This window comes from Nitrospira sp. CR1.1, from assembly GCA_014055465.1.
Classification (GTDB): domain Bacteria; phylum Nitrospirota; class Nitrospiria; order Nitrospirales; family Nitrospiraceae; genus Nitrospira_A.
In genome coordinates this window covers 94,416-112,164 of record WIAF01000007.1, presented here as the reverse complement: position 1 = coordinate 112,164, position 17,749 = coordinate 94,416, and the positions used below count along the sequence as shown (strand labels likewise).

Here is a 17,749-nt window from a genome sequence, read left to right as displayed (position 1 = left end):
CGCGCGCGGATTATACCGGGAGGCGATTTCTTTGACAACGTTGGAGGGGGTCACTATAATGAGCCGATTTTGGGGAACATGAGCCAGGATTTGCAAAGTCTCATCCGAAATTTCTCGATCATCGCCCATATCGATCACGGTAAATCGACCCTCGCCGACCGGCTCCTCGACGCGACTGGCGCAGTCACCGCCCGGGAAGCGAAAGAGCAGATCCTCGATGCGATGGACCTGGAGCGTGAGCGTGGTATCACCATCAAAGCTCACGCCGTGGCCATCCGGTACAAGGCTCTGGACGGGAAGACCTATTTACTGCATTTGATCGATACGCCGGGGCACGTCGATTTCACGTACGAAGTGTCGCGCAGCCTTGCGGCCTGCGAGGGCTCGCTCCTGCTGGTTGACGCCACGCAGGGCGTGCAGGCGCAGACGATCGCCAACGTGAACCTGGCCATGGGCAGCCATCACACCATCATCCCGGTCATCAATAAGATCGACCTCGCCAGCGCCGACGTCGAAGGCACCAAGCAACAGATTTCCGACGTGCTGACATTGGATGCCACCGATGCCATGCTCGTGAGCGCGAAGGAGGGACTCGGCGTTCCGGAGGTGCTCGAAGCCATCGTCAAACGCATTCCCCCTCCGTCCGGCGATCCGGCTCGCCCGCTCAAGGCGCTCATTTTTGATTCCTGGTTCGACAACTACCAGGGAGTGATCGTGTTGACCCGCATCATCGACGGGTCCGTGCGCCCGGGTATGAAGATCAAGGTCATGTCGAACGACCGGTTGTTCGAAGTGACGGAAGTCGGGCAATTCACCCCGAAACGAACAAAGGGCACGCAGCTCCTGACGGGAGAGGTCGGGTATCTCTGCGCCAACATGAAGGAAGTGGCTGACGTCAAGATCGGCGATACGCTGACCGATGCCGCCCGCCCAACCGACCAGCCGTTCCCGGGCTACAAGGAAGTGAAGCCGCTGGTCTTTTGCGGCCTCTACTCGACGGACACCGCCCGCTACGAAGACCTGCGGGATGCCTTGCTGAAATTGCGGCTGAACGACTCGTCCTTCATTTACGAACCGGAAACCTCGCTGGCGCTCGGATTCGGATTCCGTTGCGGGTTCCTCGGCCTGCTCCATATGGAAATCATTCAGGAGCGGCTGGAGCGAGAATATGGGCTGACCCTGATCACGACGGCGCCGACCGTCATCTACCGGATCCTCACCACCAAAGGGGATGTCCTGGAACTAAATAACCCGGCGGAATTGCCCGAGCCGAGTTCAATCGCCTCATTCGAAGAACCATTCATTCTGGCCACACTGATTGCACCGGAACGGTACCTCGGGACGTTGTTGCAACTGTGCCAGGAACGGCGCGGCATTCAGCGGAGCATCCACTATTTGGACCCAACCCGCGTCGTCATCGCGTACGAATTGCCGCTCAATGAAGTGATTCTGGATTTTTACGACAAGCTCAAATCCAAGACCCAGGGCTATGCGTCGCTCGATTACGAACTGCTTGGGTATCGGGAATCCGAACTCGTGCGCCTGGACATTCTACTCAACGGCGAGCCGGTGGATGCGCTCTCGTTCATCACGCATAAAGAACGGGCCTATCAGCGCGGGCGCCAGGTCGCCGAAAAAATGAAAGAGCTCATTCCCAAACAGATGTTCGAAATCGCCATTCAAGCGGCCATCGGGAACAAGATCATTGCCCGCGAGACCATCGGCGCCATTAAGAAAAATGTCACGGCCAAGTGTTACGGCGGCGACATTTCCCGCAAGCGCAAACTGTGGGAGAAGCAGAAGGAAGGCAAAAAACGCATGAAGGCGGTGGGACGCGTGGAAGTGCCGCAAGAAGCATTTCTGGCCATCTTGAAGGTGGGCGAGGAATGAGCGTCGATCCCAATGCTCGTCCCGATGAGGTTCCCGCGACGAACGGCCCGACGACGCCGCCCACGCCCTCCGAACAGACGACCAGCGAACCACGCCTCGTCGTGGCCGACCAACCGGCCCACAAGTCGATTCTGCGCGAGTATGCGGAAGCCATCATCATTGCGATGTTGCTCGCATTCGCGATCCGCGTCTTCGTGGTCCAGGCCTTCAAGATTCCCTCCGGCTCGATGATTCCCACGCTGCTGGTCGGTGACCATATTCTGGTCAGCAAGTTATCCTACGGGCTGCAGTGGCCGACCGACTGCAAAATTCAGCCAGGCTTTCCACCAGTCACCTGCTATTCCTCGCGGACCGTGATCCCGTTCAGTTCGATCCAGCGTGGCGACATCATCGTGTTTCGATTTCCCGAGGATGAAGACAAGGACTTCATCAAACGTGTGATCGGACTGCCGGGCGACACCATACACGTGCGCAACAAGGTGGTACATATCAACGGGACGCCGTTCGAGGATCAGGCCTTTACTCAGCACACCGATCCGCCCGTCCATGACGGGCACATCAGTCCGCGGGACAACTTCGGCCCCGTCACGGTGCCGGAAGACGCGTACTTCGTCATGGGAGACAACCGGGATCACAGTCTCGACAGTCGGTTCTGGGGGTATGTGCGCACGGAGAAGGTGCGCGGCAAAGCCTTTCGCATTTACTGGTCGTGGAGCGGCCAAGGATCGTGGACAGAATGGGTACGATGGGAAAGGTTAGGAAAAGCCATCCAGTAGGGCGATTCGGGCATGCCGGACCGTCGAACGGACACGCGGGCGAGGATGCGTCGGTGGATCAGGCCGCCCTCAGCACGTACATCCAGCGCTTCCCGCAGGCCAGTGTGCTGGTCATCGGGGACTTGATCCTGGATCACTATGTGTGGGGACGGGTCAGCAGGATTTCTCCGGAGGCCCCCGTGCCGGTGGTCCACGTCGAATCGGAATCACTCAAGCTCGGCGGCGCGGCCAACGTCTTCAACAACATTCTGGCGCTGGGCGGTCAGGCGGACATCTGCGGGGTCATCGGGGCGGACGAAAGCGGGCGGCTGCTGTTGAAAGAATTGGGCGGACGGCGTCAAGGGCGCGGCGGGGTGATCATCGATCAGAGCCGGCCAACCACAAGGAAGTCGCGCGTCGTCGCGCATAACCAGCAAATCGTCCGCTACGACGTGGAGCGCCGCAACGAACTCTCCAGCCTCCTGCAGCGTCGTATCCTCCGATACGTCGAATCACGCCTGAAGGAACTCTCCTGCCTGGTGGTCTCCGACTATGCCAAGGGCGTGGTCACCGCGTCACTGATGACGGAGTTGACTCGTTTGGCAGGACAGCGCAAGATCCCCATTGTCGTCGATCCCAAGGTGGAACATTTCAGCTATTACAAGGGCGTGACCGTCGTCACCCCCAACCATCTCGAAGCCACCCAAGCGGCCGGCGTGCAAGGGGAGGACGACAAGACGATCAATAAAGCCGGCATGATCCTTCGCCAGCGACTGGGGTGCCAGACCGTGCTGGTGACCAGAGGCGAGCGGGGGATGAGTGTCTACCAGGGCCATGGCGACCACTGGCATATCCCCACGCGAGCCAGGCAGGTCTATGACGTCACAGGAGCCGGCGACACGGTAGTCGGCACCCTGGCGCTGGCGCTCTCGACCGGAGCCAGCATGCGCGAGGCGGCCGTGCTGGCCAATCAAGCGGCCGGGGTTGTGGTCGGCATGATCGGCACCGCCACGGTCACCGCCGCTCAATTGACGGATGCCTTGGGGCAAAGCTGAGGTGAAACGCTCGGTTACGGTGGTCATTCCAGCCCGGTACGGATCTTCGCGGTTTCCGGGCAAGCCCCTCGTCGAACTGATGGGCAAGCCGATGATCCAACATGTGTATGAGCAGGCGAAGGCCTGCCGCGTGGTGGATGATGTGGTGGTTGCCACGGACGACGACCGTATCAAGAGGGCAGTCGAGGGATTCGGAGGCCAGGTCCTCATGATGACCGAACCCTATCGCACCGGCACCGACCGCGTGGCGGCCGTCGCCGGCACCCGTGGCGGCGATTGTTACGTGGACCTGCAGGGGGATGAAGTTCTACTCCATCCCGATCTGATCACGGACCTGGTCGAACCGTTCCTGGGTAGCGACGCGCCAATGGGCACCCTCAAACGGCGGATCGACTCCGACCAGGACTTGCAGAATCCCGGAGTGGTCAAGGTCACGACCGACCGGGAGGGTAATGCCCTGTATTTTTCTCGAGCACCAATCCCGCTGGTTCGGGACGATCCAAAACGGTCGGCCGTGCCGGGATTACACTTCATTCATCTGGGTCTGTATATCTATACGCGCGAGACCCTCGCGCGCCTGGCGGCGTTACCGACCGGGATCCTGGAAGAGTCGGAAAAACTCGAACAGCTACGCGCACTGGAGAACGGGATCCGGATTCGCGTCTGGGAAACCGCGCAGAGGTCTTTGCGTATCGATAGCCCCGAGGACGTGCCCGTAGCCTTGGCACAACTTCGCGCCCATACGAACGGACCGGGGAGAACTCAACCATGACCACAAGCCGCATTCACAAAAAGGTGTCACGATGAGCAAGTTGATCTTTGTGACCGGGGGGGTCGTCTCGTCGCTCGGAAAAGGACTCGCTTCCGCGTCCATCGGCAATCTTCTGGAAAGCCGCGGGTTGAAGATCACCTTTCTGAAGCTCGATCCGTACATCAACGTCGACCCAGGCACCATGAATCCGTACCAGCATGGCGAAGTCTACGTCACGGAAGACGGGGCCGAGACCGATCTCGATCTGGGGCATTACGAACGCTACACTTCTCTCACGCTGACGCGCGAGAACAACTACACGACCGGCCGCATTTACCATTCCGTGATTTCGAAGGAGCGGCGCGGGGATTATCTCGGCGGAACGGTACAGGTCGTGCCGCATGTCACCGATGAGATCAAGCAGTGCATCATGCGGATCTCACAAGGCATGGACGTCACGATCGTCGAGATCGGCGGCACGGTCGGCGACATCGAAAGCCTGCCGTTTCTGGAAGCCATCCGGCAGATTCCCTACGATGTGGGCCGCGACAACGTCCTCTACGTGCATCTGACGCTGGTGCCGTATATCGGCGCCGCCGGTGAGCTCAAGACCAAACCGACCCAGCATTCCGTCAACAAGCTGCGCGAAATCGGTATTCAGCCGAACATTCTCTTGTGCCGCACTGATCGCTACCTTCCGCCGGAGCTCAAGGCCAAGATTGCCATGTTCTGCAACGTGGAGAAGGATGCGGTGATCACCGCCAAAGACGTCGAGACCATTTACGAAGTTCCCATCGTCTTTCGCAAGGAAGGGCTGGATGAACTCATCGTCCGCCAGCTCAAGTTGGAGACCGGTCCGCCCAACCTGCGCGAGTGGGACGCGATGGTGCAGAAGATCAAGCATCCCAAGCACGAAGTGTCCATCGCGCTGGTTGGTAAATATGCCGGGCTGAAGGAATGTTACAAGAGCCTGGCGGAAGCCCTGGTGCATGGCGGAATCGACCATGAAACCCGGGTCAACGTGACCTGGATCGAGTCCGAAGACGTGGAACGGCAGGGGACCGAGCGTATTCTGCGTGAGGCCGATGGCATCCTCATCCCGGGAGGATTCGGATCGCGAGGCATTGAGGGAAAGATCGTCACAATTCAGTATGCGCGAGAACATCAAATTCCGTTTCTCGGCCTCTGTCTGGGTATGCAATGCGCCACGATCGAGTTTGCGCGCAATGTCGCCGGGCTCACCGGCGCGAACAGTGCGGAGTTCGATGCGCAGTCGCCGCACCCGGTCATCCATCTCATGTCCGATCAGCAATCCGTCAACGACAAGGGCGGCACGATGCGCCTCGGCGCGTATGCCTGCACATTGGGAGAAGGCACCCTGGCGCAAAAAATGTACGGCCTCAGCGAAGTGCGCGAACGGCATCGCCATCGGTATGAATTCAACAACGCCTATCGCGAGCTATTGACGGCGAAAGGACTGATTCTGAGCGGCCTATCGCCTGACGGCCGGTTGGTCGAAATCGTTGAACTGCAGAACCATCCCTGGTTCCTGGCGACGCAGTTTCATCCGGAATACAAGTCACGGCCGCATCATCCGCATCCCTTGTTCAGCGGGTTTGTCGGGGCGGCACTACGCCGCAAATGCGGCCACTAAATGGGATGCTGAAACTGCCTTTCTGCGGCGTTCTCGACCCGACACAATCTTCGACGTAGCTCCGCTACGACTGCGGTTCTGTCTCGTCTGCGGCCTTGCTGAAAGATCAGTTTGAGCATCTCGGGAACAGCGGACACTCAACAGGCTTGAGAAACGCTTGATTCACTACCCTACGGCGAGAACAGCCTAGGTAGCGGGTTGGTAGCAACCTAACGCGCAGGATGCGTAAAATGGCCGTCCAGCAAGGCCGCAGCGAGCGAAACGGCGAATCGTACCCGTGCGGTACGGTGAGCCGCTGAGCGATGCGAGAACGCAGCTGGCGGGCTTTTTCCGCATTCTGCTAGGAGACTATGGCGCACGAAGTGAATTTAGGACAGTTTAAGATCGGGGCGGGGCATCGGCCGTTTTTGATCGCCGGACCGTGCGTGATTGAAAGCGAGCAACTCGCCATGGACACGGCGGGACGCATCGCGGAAATCACCAAGACGCTCGGCATGCCCTACGTATTTAAATCATCCTTCGATAAGGCCAATCGCACCTCCATCTCGTCTTTTCGCGGACCAGGGCTGGAGAAGGGTTTGGCCGTCCTTGCGAAGGTCAAGCACCAGATCGGCGTGCCGATTCTGACCGATGTCCATTCGGAGGAGCAGGCCACAGAGGCCGGCCGCGTGGTGGATATTCTCCAGATTCCCGCGTTTCTTTGTCGTCAGACCGACCTCCTGATTGCTGCGGCCAACACCGGCAAGGTCGTGAACATCAAGAAGGGGCAGTTCCTGTCGCCGCCGGAAATGGGCAACGCCATCAAGAAAGTGGAAGACGCCGGCAACCGCCGGATTATCCTGACGGAACGTGGCTCCTCGTTCGGCTACAACAATCTGGTCGTCGACATGCGCTCGTTTCCGATCATGCGCCGCTTCGGGTATCCAGTGGTCTTCGACGCGACCCATAGCGTGCAACTACCGGGTGGAGGCGGCACAAAATCCAGCGGCCAGCGTGAATTCGTCGAACCCCTCGCTTGCGCGGCGGCGGGAGCCGGCTGCGACGGATTCTTCATGGAGGTGCACCCCGATCCCGATTCCGCCCTGTCCGATGGACCAAACATGGTCCCGCTTCACGCGCTTCACTCACTCCTTGAACGGGTACTACGCATATGCGACGCAGCCGCCACACAGCCGGTCCGGTAACAGGCAAGACCAGACCATCCGCCGTGCATTCCGCCAAAGTCGATGCGAGCGTGCGCGAGGGGATTCGCGTACTCGATATCGAGGCGCGCGCGGTGCTCGATCTCAAGGCCCGTCTGGATGAGCGATTCGCCCGGGCCGTGACGCTGCTCTACGAGTGCCAGGGAAAAGTCGTCATTTCGGGCATGGGCAAATCCGGCCTCATCGGCCAGAAAATCGCGGCGACGCTAGCCAGCACCGGCACGCCCTCCTTCTTTTTACATCCGGCTGAAGGAGTCCATGGCGACCTGGGCATGCTCGCGCGGCGTGATGTGCTCATCGCCATTTCCAACAGCGGGGAGACGCAGGAAGTGCTCCAATTGCTGCCATTCGTCAAGCGGCTGAATGTGCCGGTCGTCGGTATGACGGGGAAGATGACCTCGACACTCGCGAAAAACAGCGATGTCACGCTGGATGTGTCCGTCGATGAAGAAGCCTGCCCGCTGGGCCTGGCCCCGACCGCCAGCACGACCGCCACCCTCGCGATGGGTGATGCCCTGGCCGTAGCCTTGCTGCAACAGCGCGGGTTTAAACACGACGATTTCGCGCAATTTCATCCCGGCGGCAGCCTCGGGCGGCGCCTGCTCGTGAAGGTGCGCGATCTCATGCAGCACGGCGACCATTTGCCGCGCGTGCGCGCCGACGTGTCGGGAGCGGATACGATCCTGGAGATGACCTCGAAGAAACTCGGTCTGACGACGGTGGTCAATGCGAAGGGGGCGCTGTACGGAATTGTGACCGATGGCGACTTACGGCGATTCATTCAAGCCGGGGGGGATTTCAGCCGCATCACGGCCGGTGACCTGGCCAGCCGCCATCCGAAGACCATCGGCCCGGACGAACTGGCCACGACCGCCGTCGCGCTGATGGAGCGTTTCTCCATCACGGCGCTGGTGGTCATCGAACCCCCGAATCGCCTGGCCGGGGTGGTGCACTTGCATGACCTGCTCAAACACGGCATTGTATAGGAGAGTCCTCAAGGATAACAGGCGGAAGAGACCATGGGAGAGAGCTGGAAAGAAGCTGGGCTAGTCCTGATGCGGTCGGCGGGGCGGGAAAGTAACGTCAATCTGCCGAATGTGCTGACGCTTGTCCGGATTCTGTTGATTCCGGTGTTCGTCATGTTGCTCATCGATCCCACGCCGGACCGTGCCTTGAGCGCGGCCATCGTGTTCGTCGTGGCTGCCGTGACGGATCTGCTGGACGGCTACGTGGCCAGGAAAACCGGCCAGATCACGAAGCTTGGACGCCTCCTGGATCCCATTGCCGACAAGCTGCTGGTGTTGTCTGCCTTAATTCTCCTGGTGCAAGTCGATCGCGTCAGCGCGCTGGCGGCCATTCTGATCATCGCGCGGGAAGTGGCCGTGACAGGATTGCGGGCGATCGCCGCGTCCGAAGGACTGATCATGTCAGCCGAAGTCACCGGCAAATACAAAATGGCGTTGCAGGTCATCGCTATCGTCCTTCTGGTGCTTGAGGGCACCGTCGTGGAGACCATCGGCAACCTGCATCTGGCTGGTATCGTCACCCTGTACCTCTCTCTGATCCTTGGCTATGTATCGGGCGCACAATATGTCTGGAGCTTCTGGCGTCAGGTGGGAGCAAAAGGCCTCTAGGTGGACAACCCGGCGGCAGTCACCCGGTAATGGACAGTCTCTGGCTCATCGGTCTCCTCATCCTCTTCGCCTATCTCCTCGGGTCGGTTCCGTTCGGGGTCGTCGTGTCACGACTGTTGGGCGCCGTTGATCCGCGAACCGCCGGTAGCAAGAATGTCGGCTTCACCAACGTCCTGCGGGTGAGCGGAAAAAAAGCGGGTGTCCTGACACTCCTCGGGGACATCGGAAAAGGCTGGCTGGCAGGGTGGGTGGGGACGATGGTCCTGCATGGGGAAACCGCCATTCTGTGGGTTGCCCTGGCTTCGATCATCGGCCATTTGCACTCGGTCTTTCTCGGGTTCAAGGGCGGAAAAGGCGTGGCCACGGCCTTGGGCGCAGCCTTGGGTGTTGCCCCTTGGATCGGACTGACACTGATGGCCCTGTGGATCGGCGCCGTCTTTCTGTGGAAGTATTCATCCGGAGGCGCGCTGTTCGCCTTCGGGATGTTTCCGGTCGTCGCGCTGTTCTTCCATCGGTCATGGACGTTTATCGGATTTGCCTGTGTCGTGAGTCTCTTGATCTGGATGAGACACAAGGACAATTTGATTCGTTTGTGGAGTGGCACGGAATCTCGAATCGGACAGACAAGTTAACATAATATATCTTATCAGACATTAACACGATGCTGTCTTTTGAGCTCTTAGCTCGCATCCGCAAAGAACTCTCACTGACCGGCAGCGCACTCTACGAGACGATTGTCGCGATAGCGGAACGCGTCAACCGCAAAGTCCATGTCTTACGCCTCCATGGCCAGGCCGCGACGATCCTGAGCCAGAGGCACGTTATTCATTGCCACATCGGACAACGCATCGCCGCCTTCGCGGCCAAACCAGTTGCCGGAGCGCATCCGGTGGCGCCGTCCGAATTGGCATCGTTGCAGGACGCGATCCGCTCCGCCTCCGACCGCATCAAGGGACAACAAGCCGCTTTGCAGCTGGTTGAACGTCAGATTCGCGAGCTCAAGGTCGAACTGGCTCATGAAGACCTACTGACCATGCAGCGTGACTTGGGTTTACGCGACGCGGGCATCGAACGCGTGGTGGTCGCCAGAGGCGCCCCGGTGATCGGCCATCCGATCGGCGAATTCGACTTGCCGGCCACAACTCACATCGTCGCGGTTTTTCGCGGACCGTTTCTCCTGCCTCTCTCCCATTCCATGACCCTGCGTCCCGATGACATCGTGATCCTTGTCGGACTTCGCCATGACTTGGCCCACTGGGTCCCGCATTTCCAACACCCGGCCGCATCCAAAACAGCCTGAGCCGTCCTGCCTTTCGCCGTTACGAGAAAATCTGGTATCCTGAGGCGTTGTCAGACTGTATAGGTATGGCCTTCGGAGCTTGCCTCACCATGAAAACACCGAACTCCATCTCGGCACTACTGCTTGTCGGACTTTGCCTTGCTGAATCGTTCGTTGGAATGCCCTTCACCACCGTTGCCGCCGCTGAGATCGCGTCCACTCCGCGAGCCGTGTCTCCCGGATTGCGCCTCCTCGAAGAACTGCAGACCGTCATTACAGACCTGGCAGAACAGGCCAAGCCGTCGGTCGTCAGCATCTTTCCGATCCCCGCCACCGGACGGTCGCGAGACGGGTCAGGAGAGCGCGTTCCCAGTTCGACCGGCTCCGGGTCCGGCGTCATCGTCGATGCCATGGGTCATATCATTACGAACAATCATGTGGTGGGCGAGGCCGCGGAGGTGGAGGTCCGCCTCTCAGATAAAACCAAATTATTTGCGCAGGTGATCGGCAAGGATCCCGATACCGATCTGGCGGTGCTGAAAGTCACGACCGACCATCCCCTCCCCGCGGCCCATTTCGGTGACTCGTCCGGCGTGAAAGTCGGCCAATGGGTGCTGGCCGTCGGGAATCCGTTCGGCCTAGACCGCACCGTGACGCTGGGCGTGGTCAGCGGCATCGGACGGGAAAATATCAATCTCTCCCGCTACGAAAATTTTATTCAGACTGATGCTTCGATCAACCCCGGCAACTCCGGCGGCCCGCTCTTCGATCTCAGAGGGGACATCATCGGCATCAATACCGCGATCATCAATTTTGCACAGGGTATCGGGTTCGCCATCCCGTCCAACATGGCCAAGCAGGTGATGACCCAGTTGATCGCCAAAGGCAAAGTCGTGCGAGCCTGGTTGGGCGTCGGGTTACAACCGCTGACGCCGGATCTGGCCAGTAAGTTCGGCGTGGAGGAGAACGAGGGCGTGCTGGTCAATGAAGTGTTCGAGCGGGATCCGGCGGCACTGGCCGGCATCAAGCCCGGCGATGTGATTACGAAGGTTGATGGCGCGCTCGTAGACACGCCGAATAAACTGTCTCGCCTGGTGGCCGCCTTGGACCCCGGTTCCACCACCCGCGTCGAAGTGGTGCGCGACGGGAAACGCATCAATCTCCAGGTGGCGCTGAGCGAGCGCCGGGATACGGTTGTTATGGCCTCGCTGCCCCAAAGCCGTACCGACTTGAAGTTGGGCATCGATGTGCAGGACTTAACGGCTGGTCTGGCCGAAAAGTTTCGACTGAATGAAAGCCGTGGCGTGCTGATCTCGAAAGTGGACGCAGGAAGTCTTGCCCAGGCCGAAGGGTTGCGGGAAGGCGATTTGATCAAAGAGGTCAACCGCGTCGACACCGGCACGGTCGGAGAATTTACCATCGCTGTCGCCAAGGTCAAACGCGGCGACACCATTCTCTTGCGCGTCTTACGCGAAGGACGGGCCTTTTACGTTGTGCTGAAACCAGCCGATCACTAGCCGCTCCGCGGAGTCGCAGCGGGGCATCGCGGAAGGCCGCTCGTCAATGGGCAACCACCCCATGACGCTCCGCTTTGCGCTCTTCGACGATGCGCGTAGCCAGCTCTCGGGGGACCTCTTCGTAGTGGGCAAATTCCATCACATAACTGCCTTGTCCTCCAGTCATCGAGTTTAACGAAGTGGCATAACTGACCAACTCTGCCTGGGGCACGAGCGCCTTCACGGTTTCCATATGGCCGCTGGCCTCCACCAGGACGATCCGTCCGCGCCTCGCGTTGAGATCGCCGAGTACCGTGCCGACGCCTTCAGCCGGAACCTCAACCTCCACGCTCATGAGCGGCTCCAGCAGAACCGGGTGTGCCGCTTCCATCGCCTTTTTGACGCCCATCGATCCGGCGATCTTAAAGGCCATTTCGGATGAATCGACCACATGGTATGAACCATCGTACACGGTCACCCGCACGTCAACGGCGGGATATCCTGCCAACGGGCCTTCATGGAGTGCCTCTACGACCCCCTTTTCGACGGCCGGCACGAAATTGCGCGGAATGGCGCCACCGACAATTTTATTCTGGAACTCAAATCCCTGGCCGCGGGGGAGCGGTCCGACTTCCACCCAGCAATCCCCATATTGCCCGTGTCCGCCGGTCTGTTTTTTATACTTCCCCTGCGCCTGCGCCACACTGCGAATCGTTTCGCGGTAGGGAATTTTCGGCGCATGCAGCGTCACTGCCGCGCCGTACTTACGGTGTAGTTTTTCCAGGGCGACGTCGATATGCAGTTGACCCATTCCGCTCAGCACCATTTCCTTGGTCTCCATGTGGCGATTGAATTCAAGGCTCGGATCTTCCTCGATCAACTTGTGCAACCCCACACTGACCTTTTCGATTTCAGAGTTGGACTTCGGCTCGATGGCGAAGGACATTACCGGTCGCCCGAGGTGAATCCCCGGCAATAGGATCGGTGCCTGCTCATCACACAGCGTATCGCCGGTCAGGCTGTCTTTCAGCTTCCCGATCGCCACGATATCGCCGGCCACCGCGCGAGACACAGGGGTGTACTTTTTCCCGAATATCGAAAACAGATGACCACCGCGTTCCCGTACCTGCCTAGTCGCATTGTACAGGCTGCTATCCGCCTGCAAGGTGCCTGAATAGAGCCGTACGTAGGACAGGCGCCCGACGAATGGATCAATGATGGTCTTGAACACCAGTCCCGAGAAGGGCGCCGTCGCCAGCGGCTCCCTCGCGACGGGCTGGGAGCCCTCAGTGAGACCGATCCCCTGCACCGGCGCGATGTGCGCCCGATCGACCGGTGACGGCATGAGCTGGAGCAGGCCCTGTAACAGTGTCTGCACGCCCAGGTTGCGCAGCGCCGATCCTCCAACCACCGGCACCAGGGCTCCTCGTTGGACACCGGCCCGTAATCCCTCCCGCAAGGCTGCTTCCGTCAATGTCCCGTCGGTGAGGTACCGTTCAAGCAAGACTTCGTCGCGTTCGGCCACCATTTCGATCAGGCGGCGCCGGGCCTGATCGATGCGGTCGCGCCACTCGGACGGAACCGGAGACGGATCTGCCTGCGGACGGTCCTGCCGTGCTGTCAGGACGCAGTCCTGAAGGAGATCCACAATGTCCCTCAACTCCGCGCCTTCTCCATTCGTGAGGATTAAGGGGACCGCTGGCATTTCCAGTTCTTTCGTCACCTGTTCGAGCATCGTCGCAAATATCGTCCCCTCCTTATCCAGATCATTTACGAAGACCATGCATGGAAGGCCGGCCGCCCGGATGAGCGACCAGAGGCGCTGCAGTTCGCTACGGACGCCTGTTGCCGCGTTCACCACCAGCACCACACCATCAGCGACGCGCAATGCCGACCGCACCTCGGCAATGAAACTGGGCGATCCCGGGGTATCGAGGAGATTGAGCACGGTGTCGTGGCACAGGCAGCGAACCACGCCGGTATGGACGGATGTTCGGTGCTGGATTTCTTCCGGTTCAAAATCGGAGACGGTAGTTCCGGCCTGGATAGAACCGGGAGAGGAAAGACTGCCTGCGCAGCAGGCTAACGCTTCGACTAATGAGGTTTTACCCGATCCCGCATTCGATACCACAGCCACATTCCTGATGGATTCGGCGAGGGGAACATTCATCATGACCTCCTCCGGTAGTCGGCGGCCGCTGGGGGCCTGGTTAGAGAAAGACTTGCGAGCGACACCTTCCTTTCTCGATCTGTGCCGTCTCCTCCTGCGGTGACAGGCGATGCGCGCACTGGGTCCAGCCGGTCATGTTTTCGGCGCCTCTGCGCCGAGCCATCCCTGGTCGGCGAAACTCACATACCGACCGTCGCCCACAATGAGGTGATCCAGCACCTGAATTCCCAGAAGCGCTCCCGCTGACACGAGCCTGGCCGTCAGCACACGATCTTCCTGGCTTGGCGTGGGGTCTCCGCTGGGATGGTTGTGAAGAAAAATCACTCCGGCGGCCGAGGCGCGCATGGCGGGGATAAACACTTCCCGCGGATGCACGATACTCAGCGTCAGGCTGCCTTCCGAAATCGTCACGTCGCGAATGACCTGATTCTTGGCATCCAGCAAGACCACAGCGAAAATCTCATGACGCAGATCCCGCAAGCCTGCGTGGTAATGCTTAAACAAATCCGCGCTCGAATTGATGCGCGTCCCGGTCGTCAATGGCGCAGAGACGGCCCGTTTGCCGACCTCCACCGCCGCCTTCAATTGCGCAGCTTTGGCCGGTCCTACCCCGGGAATGGCGCAGAGCTCTTCGGTGCTGCAATGCAAGAGCCCGAAAATACCCCCGACACGGCCGAGCACCTCCATGCCGACCTTGACGGCCGATGCGTCCTGCCGGCCCACGCGTAAAAGAATCGCCAGCAATTGCGCATCGGACAGGCTTTCTGCCCCCTCGCTGAGCAATCGTTCACGCGGCCGCTCAGTTTCCGGCCAATCCCCGATTCCACCCCCTGCTTTTTTGAAGGTCATGGCAGCTTTCTACGACAAAAAAATGTCAGCCTGCACTTTTTTGTGCCGGAGACTTGACGCCTGGCGCGTGTCATGTATGGCACTTTCCTCGTGTAACCTATTGAAATATAAACACTTGACATTTTGGTGCAGCTCTTGCTTGAGAGCAGACACAGCTGTAAACGTCAATACCCAGGAGGAAACAATGGAATGTCCGAAATGCAAAGGCATGATGATGTTGGAACGGTTCTCAGACTTCTTCCTCATTTTTTACGCCTGGAAATGCATCAACTGCGGAGCCATCATCGATAGAACCATTTCGGCCAATCGTAGAAAGAGCCTCGCGGCTCGCGACGCTCAGCCGGTGGCGACCCGCTAAACGCGGATCCCTCGCTCTGTTCTCCGTGTGATGTGGTGGTGTGACGGCCCGGGATGTGGCCACCTCCTCAGCCCGCTTGAACCGAGTCTTGGTGTCGCCCGATTATAGCGAGCCTCCTGTCACGCGTCAAAGCGCACGAACGCCTCCTCGACGTCTACAGCGCTCCCCGCCCCGCGGCGGGGAGAAGACCTTTCCGGCTTCCCGCCCCTCTCATCGCGTCCCATCACCTTGACCCCTTCAAAAACGCTGTGTTACATTCTCTCACTGCTTAGCCAGTGACGAATGGCTCTCACCTGAATACGATCATGCGTGTCATCGCTGGGCTTCATCGGGGCCGACGGTTGCTGGGTCCCAGGGGACAGGCTATCCGCCCGACCTCCGATCGAGTCAAAGAAGCGCTCTTTTCCATCCTTGGCGAACGCATCATGGGGGCGCGCGTGCTCGACCTCTATGCGGGGACCGGTTCGATCGGCATTGAGGCCTTGAGCCGCGGGGCGACGCATGTGACCTTTGTGGAAGCCAATCGCGACGCGTTACGCCTGGTCCAGTCCAACCTCCGGCAATGCGGGTTGGAACAGTCCTCCAACATCTGCGCCTGTCAGGTGAGTCAGTTTTTTCGCCGCGGCACCCAATGGTCAGGCCCCTACGACATTGTCTTCTGCGATCCACCCTATCAACTCACGCCTGAATTGATTGCCCTGGCAACAGAATGGCAATGGCACGCGGGCTGGCTGTCGGATGACGCCGTGGTCATCCTGGAACATGGACGGAAAGCGGACATTCCCTCCGTTCTGGGTCCGCTCTCGCAGGTGAAGCGCTACGACTACGGCGACACCGCACTGACCCGATTTCACGTCGCGCCGAAAGAAGTCCAACCGGCATGAAAACCGCCGTCTACCCCGGCACATTCGATCCGATCACGCATGGTCACAGTGATATCATCCGGCGCGGATTTCGGATGTTTTCGCGTGTCATCGTGGCCATCGCCCCCAATCCGGGCAAACATCCGCTGTTCAGCACGACAGAACGATTGGACATGGTGCGCCTCGTCACCAAGGATCTGCCAAACCTGGAGGTCACGACCTTCGAGGGACTGTTGGTGGATTTTGTGCGCGCCAGCGGCGCTCATGCTATTCTGCGGGGACTGCGCGCGATTTCTGATTTCGAACACGAATTTCAAATGGCACTGGTCAATCGAAAACTGGCGGAAACCGTCGAGACGGTGTTTCTCATGCCCAGTGAAGAATATTCCTATCTCTCTTCCACCATCATCAAGGATGTCGCCAGCCACGGCGGGTCGCTTCAAGACTTTCTGCACCCGGAAGTGGCGCGGAGGCTCCAAGAACGAATTCGGAGTTTCAAAGGATGAAACTGGCAGCCCGTGTCGGACGTATTGTGCCCTCTCCTACCCTGAGTATCACCGCCACCGCGAAAGCCATGGCGGCACAAGGCATCGATGTGATCGATTTTGCCTCCGGAGAACCGGACTTCGATACGCCGGAACCGGTGAAAGCCGCGGCCGAAGCCGCCATCCGCGCGGGCTTTACGAAGTATACGCCGTCGTCAGGTATCGACGAACTGCGTACCGCGATTGTCGAGAAGTTAAAAGACGAACAGGGACTTCAGTATGACAAGTCCCAGATTTTGGTGTCTTGCGGCGCTAAACATTCCCTCTACAACGTCGCGGAAGCGCTGTTGGAGGCGGGCGATGAACTGATTATCCCGGTCCCCTTCTGGGTGTCCTACCAAGATCAAACCCTGCTGAACGATGCCACGCCGGTGCTGCTTCAGACGCAGGAGCGGGATGGGTACACGATTTCGCAAGAGGCCCTGGAAGCCGTCATCACCCCGCGCACCAAAGCGATTATCGTCAACAGCCCGTGTAATCCTACCGGCGCCACGTACGACCGGGACACTCTGGAACGCATCGCTGCCGTCGCCTTGCGCCATGACCTCGTCATCATTTCAGACGAGATTTACGAGAAGGTGTTGTACGACGGTGTGCAGCACATCAGCATCGCCAGCCTGAGCCCCGAAGTTGCAGCACGCACGGTGGTGATTAACGGTGTCTCCAAGGCCTATGCCATGACCGGCTGGCGCATCGGCTATGCCGCTGGACCGAAGTCGTTATTGACGGCCATGGCCAATATCCAAAGTCAAAGCACCTCGAACCCCTGCTCCATTTCGCAAAAGGCTGCGGTGGCGGCGCTCCGTCTCGGGAACCCTTTCACGACCGTGATGGTGGCGGAATTCGATCGGCGGCGACGCCTCATGGTCGAGCGCCTCAACAAAATACCCGGCGTCACCTGTCGCATGCCAACCGGGGCATTCTATGCATTTCCGAATGTGAGCGGTCTGCTGGCCAAGAGCTGGAAGGATCAACCTATCGGCTCGGCGGCGAATCTGGCGACCTATTTACTGAATGAGGCGCAAGTGGCGTTGGTACCGGGCGAACCGTTTGGAAGCGATGTCCATATCCGGCTGTCGTATGCGACCTCTATGGAAGCCATCGAACGCGGATTGACGCGCATCGAAGCAGCCCTCCGCCGGCTGTCTTGATCACGCAAATCTCGGCACCGCAGCCACTTGACTGTGCATCACATGAGGTTATCAGGGAAAGGTTCCGTAGAGACCGCATCGAGCCATAGAACACCGA

General features: G+C 59.4%; 16 protein-coding genes. 14 read left to right on the top strand and 2 right to left on the bottom strand.

Annotated elements, in window-relative coordinates; all coding sequences use genetic code 11:
* The first annotated feature begins 78 nt into the window (after positions 1-78).
* From lepA to GDA65_13430, 11 genes are all read left to right on the top strand, one after another.
* On the top strand, positions 79-1,890 hold the full coding sequence (lepA, locus tag GDA65_13480; GenBank protein MBA5863701.1) for an elongation factor 4: 1,812 nt from the start codon (positions 79-81) through the stop codon (positions 1,888-1,890).
* Complete coding sequence (gene lepB / locus GDA65_13475) at positions 1,887-2,666, top strand: signal peptidase I (protein MBA5863700.1); 780 nt, start codon at positions 1,887-1,889, stop codon at positions 2,664-2,666. Before lepA ends, lepB begins: the two co-directional genes overlap by 4 nt.
* Positions 2,636-3,700 (top strand): D-glycero-beta-D-manno-heptose-7-phosphate kinase, encoded by a 1,065-nt coding sequence (gene rfaE1 / locus GDA65_13470; protein ID MBA5863699.1) that lies wholly within the window; start codon positions 2,636-2,638, stop codon positions 3,698-3,700. Before lepB ends, rfaE1 begins: the two co-directional genes overlap by 31 nt.
* On the top strand, positions 3,681-4,472 hold the full coding sequence (gene kdsB / locus GDA65_13465; GenBank protein ID MBA5863698.1) for a 3-deoxy-manno-octulosonate cytidylyltransferase: 792 nt from the start codon (positions 3,681-3,683) through the stop codon (positions 4,470-4,472). Before rfaE1 ends, kdsB begins: the two co-directional genes overlap by 20 nt.
* A gap of 31 nt (positions 4,473-4,503) precedes the next feature.
* The gene (locus tag GDA65_13460) at positions 4,504-6,105 is read left to right on the top strand and encodes a CTP synthase (protein ID MBA5863697.1); all 1,602 of its coding nucleotides are present in this window, start codon (positions 4,504-4,506) and stop codon (positions 6,103-6,105) included.
* A gap of 350 nt (positions 6,106-6,455) precedes the next feature.
* The gene (gene kdsA / locus GDA65_13455; GenBank protein ID MBA5863696.1) at positions 6,456-7,289 is read left to right on the top strand and encodes a 3-deoxy-8-phosphooctulonate synthase; all 834 of its coding nucleotides are present in this window, start codon (positions 6,456-6,458) and stop codon (positions 7,287-7,289) included.
* A 23-nt stretch (positions 7,290-7,312) separates the two neighbouring features.
* Positions 7,313-8,293: a KpsF/GutQ family sugar-phosphate isomerase gene (locus GDA65_13450; GenBank protein MBA5863695.1), complete on the top strand. Its 981-nt coding sequence runs from the start codon at positions 7,313-7,315 to the stop codon at positions 8,291-8,293.
* 33 nt (positions 8,294-8,326) lie between these two features.
* Positions 8,327-8,941 (top strand): CDP-diacylglycerol--glycerol-3-phosphate 3-phosphatidyltransferase, encoded by a 615-nt coding sequence (pgsA, locus tag GDA65_13445; protein ID MBA5863694.1) that lies wholly within the window; start codon positions 8,327-8,329, stop codon positions 8,939-8,941.
* Positions 8,942-8,970: 29 nt separating this feature from the next.
* On the top strand, positions 8,971-9,573 hold the full coding sequence (plsY, locus tag GDA65_13440) for a glycerol-3-phosphate 1-O-acyltransferase PlsY (protein MBA5863693.1): 603 nt from the start codon (positions 8,971-8,973) through the stop codon (positions 9,571-9,573).
* A 29-nt stretch (positions 9,574-9,602) separates the two neighbouring features.
* Complete coding sequence (locus tag GDA65_13435; protein ID MBA5863692.1) at positions 9,603-10,241, top strand: hypothetical protein; 639 nt, start codon at positions 9,603-9,605, stop codon at positions 10,239-10,241.
* Positions 10,242-10,330: 89 nt separating this feature from the next.
* Entirely contained in the window at positions 10,331-11,737 is a 1,407-nt protein-coding gene (locus GDA65_13430; GenBank protein ID MBA5863691.1) for a Do family serine endopeptidase, read from the top strand.
* 43 nt (positions 11,738-11,780) lie between these two features.
* Here the strand turns inward: GDA65_13430 and GDA65_13425 are convergent, their stop codons facing one another.
* Both GDA65_13425 and radC read right to left on the bottom strand, forming a co-directional pair.
* The gene (locus GDA65_13425) at positions 11,781-13,886 is read right to left on the bottom strand and encodes an elongation factor G (GenBank protein MBA5863690.1); all 2,106 of its coding nucleotides are present in this window, start codon (positions 13,884-13,886) and stop codon (positions 11,781-11,783) included.
* A 132-nt stretch (positions 13,887-14,018) separates the two neighbouring features.
* Entirely contained in the window at positions 14,019-14,735 is a 717-nt protein-coding gene (radC, locus tag GDA65_13420) for a DNA repair protein RadC (GenBank protein MBA5863689.1), read from the bottom strand.
* 663 nt (positions 14,736-15,398) lie between these two features.
* Between radC and rsmD the strand changes: the two genes are divergently transcribed.
* The 3 genes from rsmD to GDA65_13405 are packed head-to-tail and all read left to right on the top strand — an operon-like array spanning position 15,399 to position 17,652.
* Positions 15,399-15,977: a 16S rRNA (guanine(966)-N(2))-methyltransferase RsmD gene (gene rsmD / locus GDA65_13415; GenBank protein MBA5863688.1), complete on the top strand. Its 579-nt coding sequence runs from the start codon at positions 15,399-15,401 to the stop codon at positions 15,975-15,977.
* Positions 15,974-16,462, top strand: coding sequence for a pantetheine-phosphate adenylyltransferase (gene coaD / locus GDA65_13410; protein ID MBA5863687.1), 489 nt, complete (start codon positions 15,974-15,976; stop codon positions 16,460-16,462). Before rsmD ends, coaD begins: the two co-directional genes overlap by 4 nt.
* A complete protein-coding gene (locus GDA65_13405) occupies positions 16,459-17,652 on the top strand; it encodes an aminotransferase class I/II-fold pyridoxal phosphate-dependent enzyme (GenBank protein ID MBA5863686.1) in 1,194 nt (397 codons plus the stop codon). Before coaD ends, GDA65_13405 begins: the two co-directional genes overlap by 4 nt.
* The last annotated feature ends 97 nt before the right edge of the window (positions 17,653-17,749 follow it).

Excerpts from the sequence above, each read along its gene's own strand:
- lepA (MBA5863701.1), top strand. The coding sequence starts at position 79 with ATGAGCCAGGATTTGCAAAGTCTCATCCGAAATTTCTCGATCATCGCC.
- lepB (MBA5863700.1), top strand. The coding sequence starts at position 1,887 with ATGAGCGTCGATCCCAATGCTCGTCCCGATGAGGTTCCCGCGACGAAC.
- rfaE1 (MBA5863699.1), top strand. The coding sequence starts at position 2,636 with ATGGGAAAGGTTAGGAAAAGCCATCCAGTAGGGCGATTCGGGCATGCC.
- kdsB (MBA5863698.1), top strand. The coding sequence starts at position 3,681 with ATGCCTTGGGGCAAAGCTGAGGTGAAACGCTCGGTTACGGTGGTCATT.
- GDA65_13460 (MBA5863697.1), top strand. The coding sequence starts at position 4,504 with ATGAGCAAGTTGATCTTTGTGACCGGGGGGGTCGTCTCGTCGCTCGGA.
- kdsA (MBA5863696.1), top strand. The coding sequence starts at position 6,456 with ATGGCGCACGAAGTGAATTTAGGACAGTTTAAGATCGGGGCGGGGCAT.
- pgsA (MBA5863694.1), top strand. The coding sequence starts at position 8,327 with ATGGGAGAGAGCTGGAAAGAAGCTGGGCTAGTCCTGATGCGGTCGGCG.
- plsY (MBA5863693.1), top strand. The coding sequence starts at position 8,971 with ATGGACAGTCTCTGGCTCATCGGTCTCCTCATCCTCTTCGCCTATCTC.
- GDA65_13435 (MBA5863692.1), top strand. The coding sequence starts at position 9,603 with ATGCTGTCTTTTGAGCTCTTAGCTCGCATCCGCAAAGAACTCTCACTG.
- GDA65_13430 (MBA5863691.1), top strand. The coding sequence starts at position 10,331 with ATGAAAACACCGAACTCCATCTCGGCACTACTGCTTGTCGGACTTTGC.
- GDA65_13425 (MBA5863690.1), bottom strand. The coding sequence starts at position 13,886 with ATGAATGTTCCCCTCGCCGAATCCATCAGGAATGTGGCTGTGGTATCG.
- radC (MBA5863689.1), bottom strand. The coding sequence starts at position 14,735 with ATGACCTTCAAAAAAGCAGGGGGTGGAATCGGGGATTGGCCGGAAACT.
- rsmD (MBA5863688.1), top strand. The coding sequence starts at position 15,399 with ATGCGTGTCATCGCTGGGCTTCATCGGGGCCGACGGTTGCTGGGTCCC.
- coaD (MBA5863687.1), top strand. The coding sequence starts at position 15,974 with ATGAAAACCGCCGTCTACCCCGGCACATTCGATCCGATCACGCATGGT.
- GDA65_13405 (MBA5863686.1), top strand. The coding sequence starts at position 16,459 with ATGAAACTGGCAGCCCGTGTCGGACGTATTGTGCCCTCTCCTACCCTG.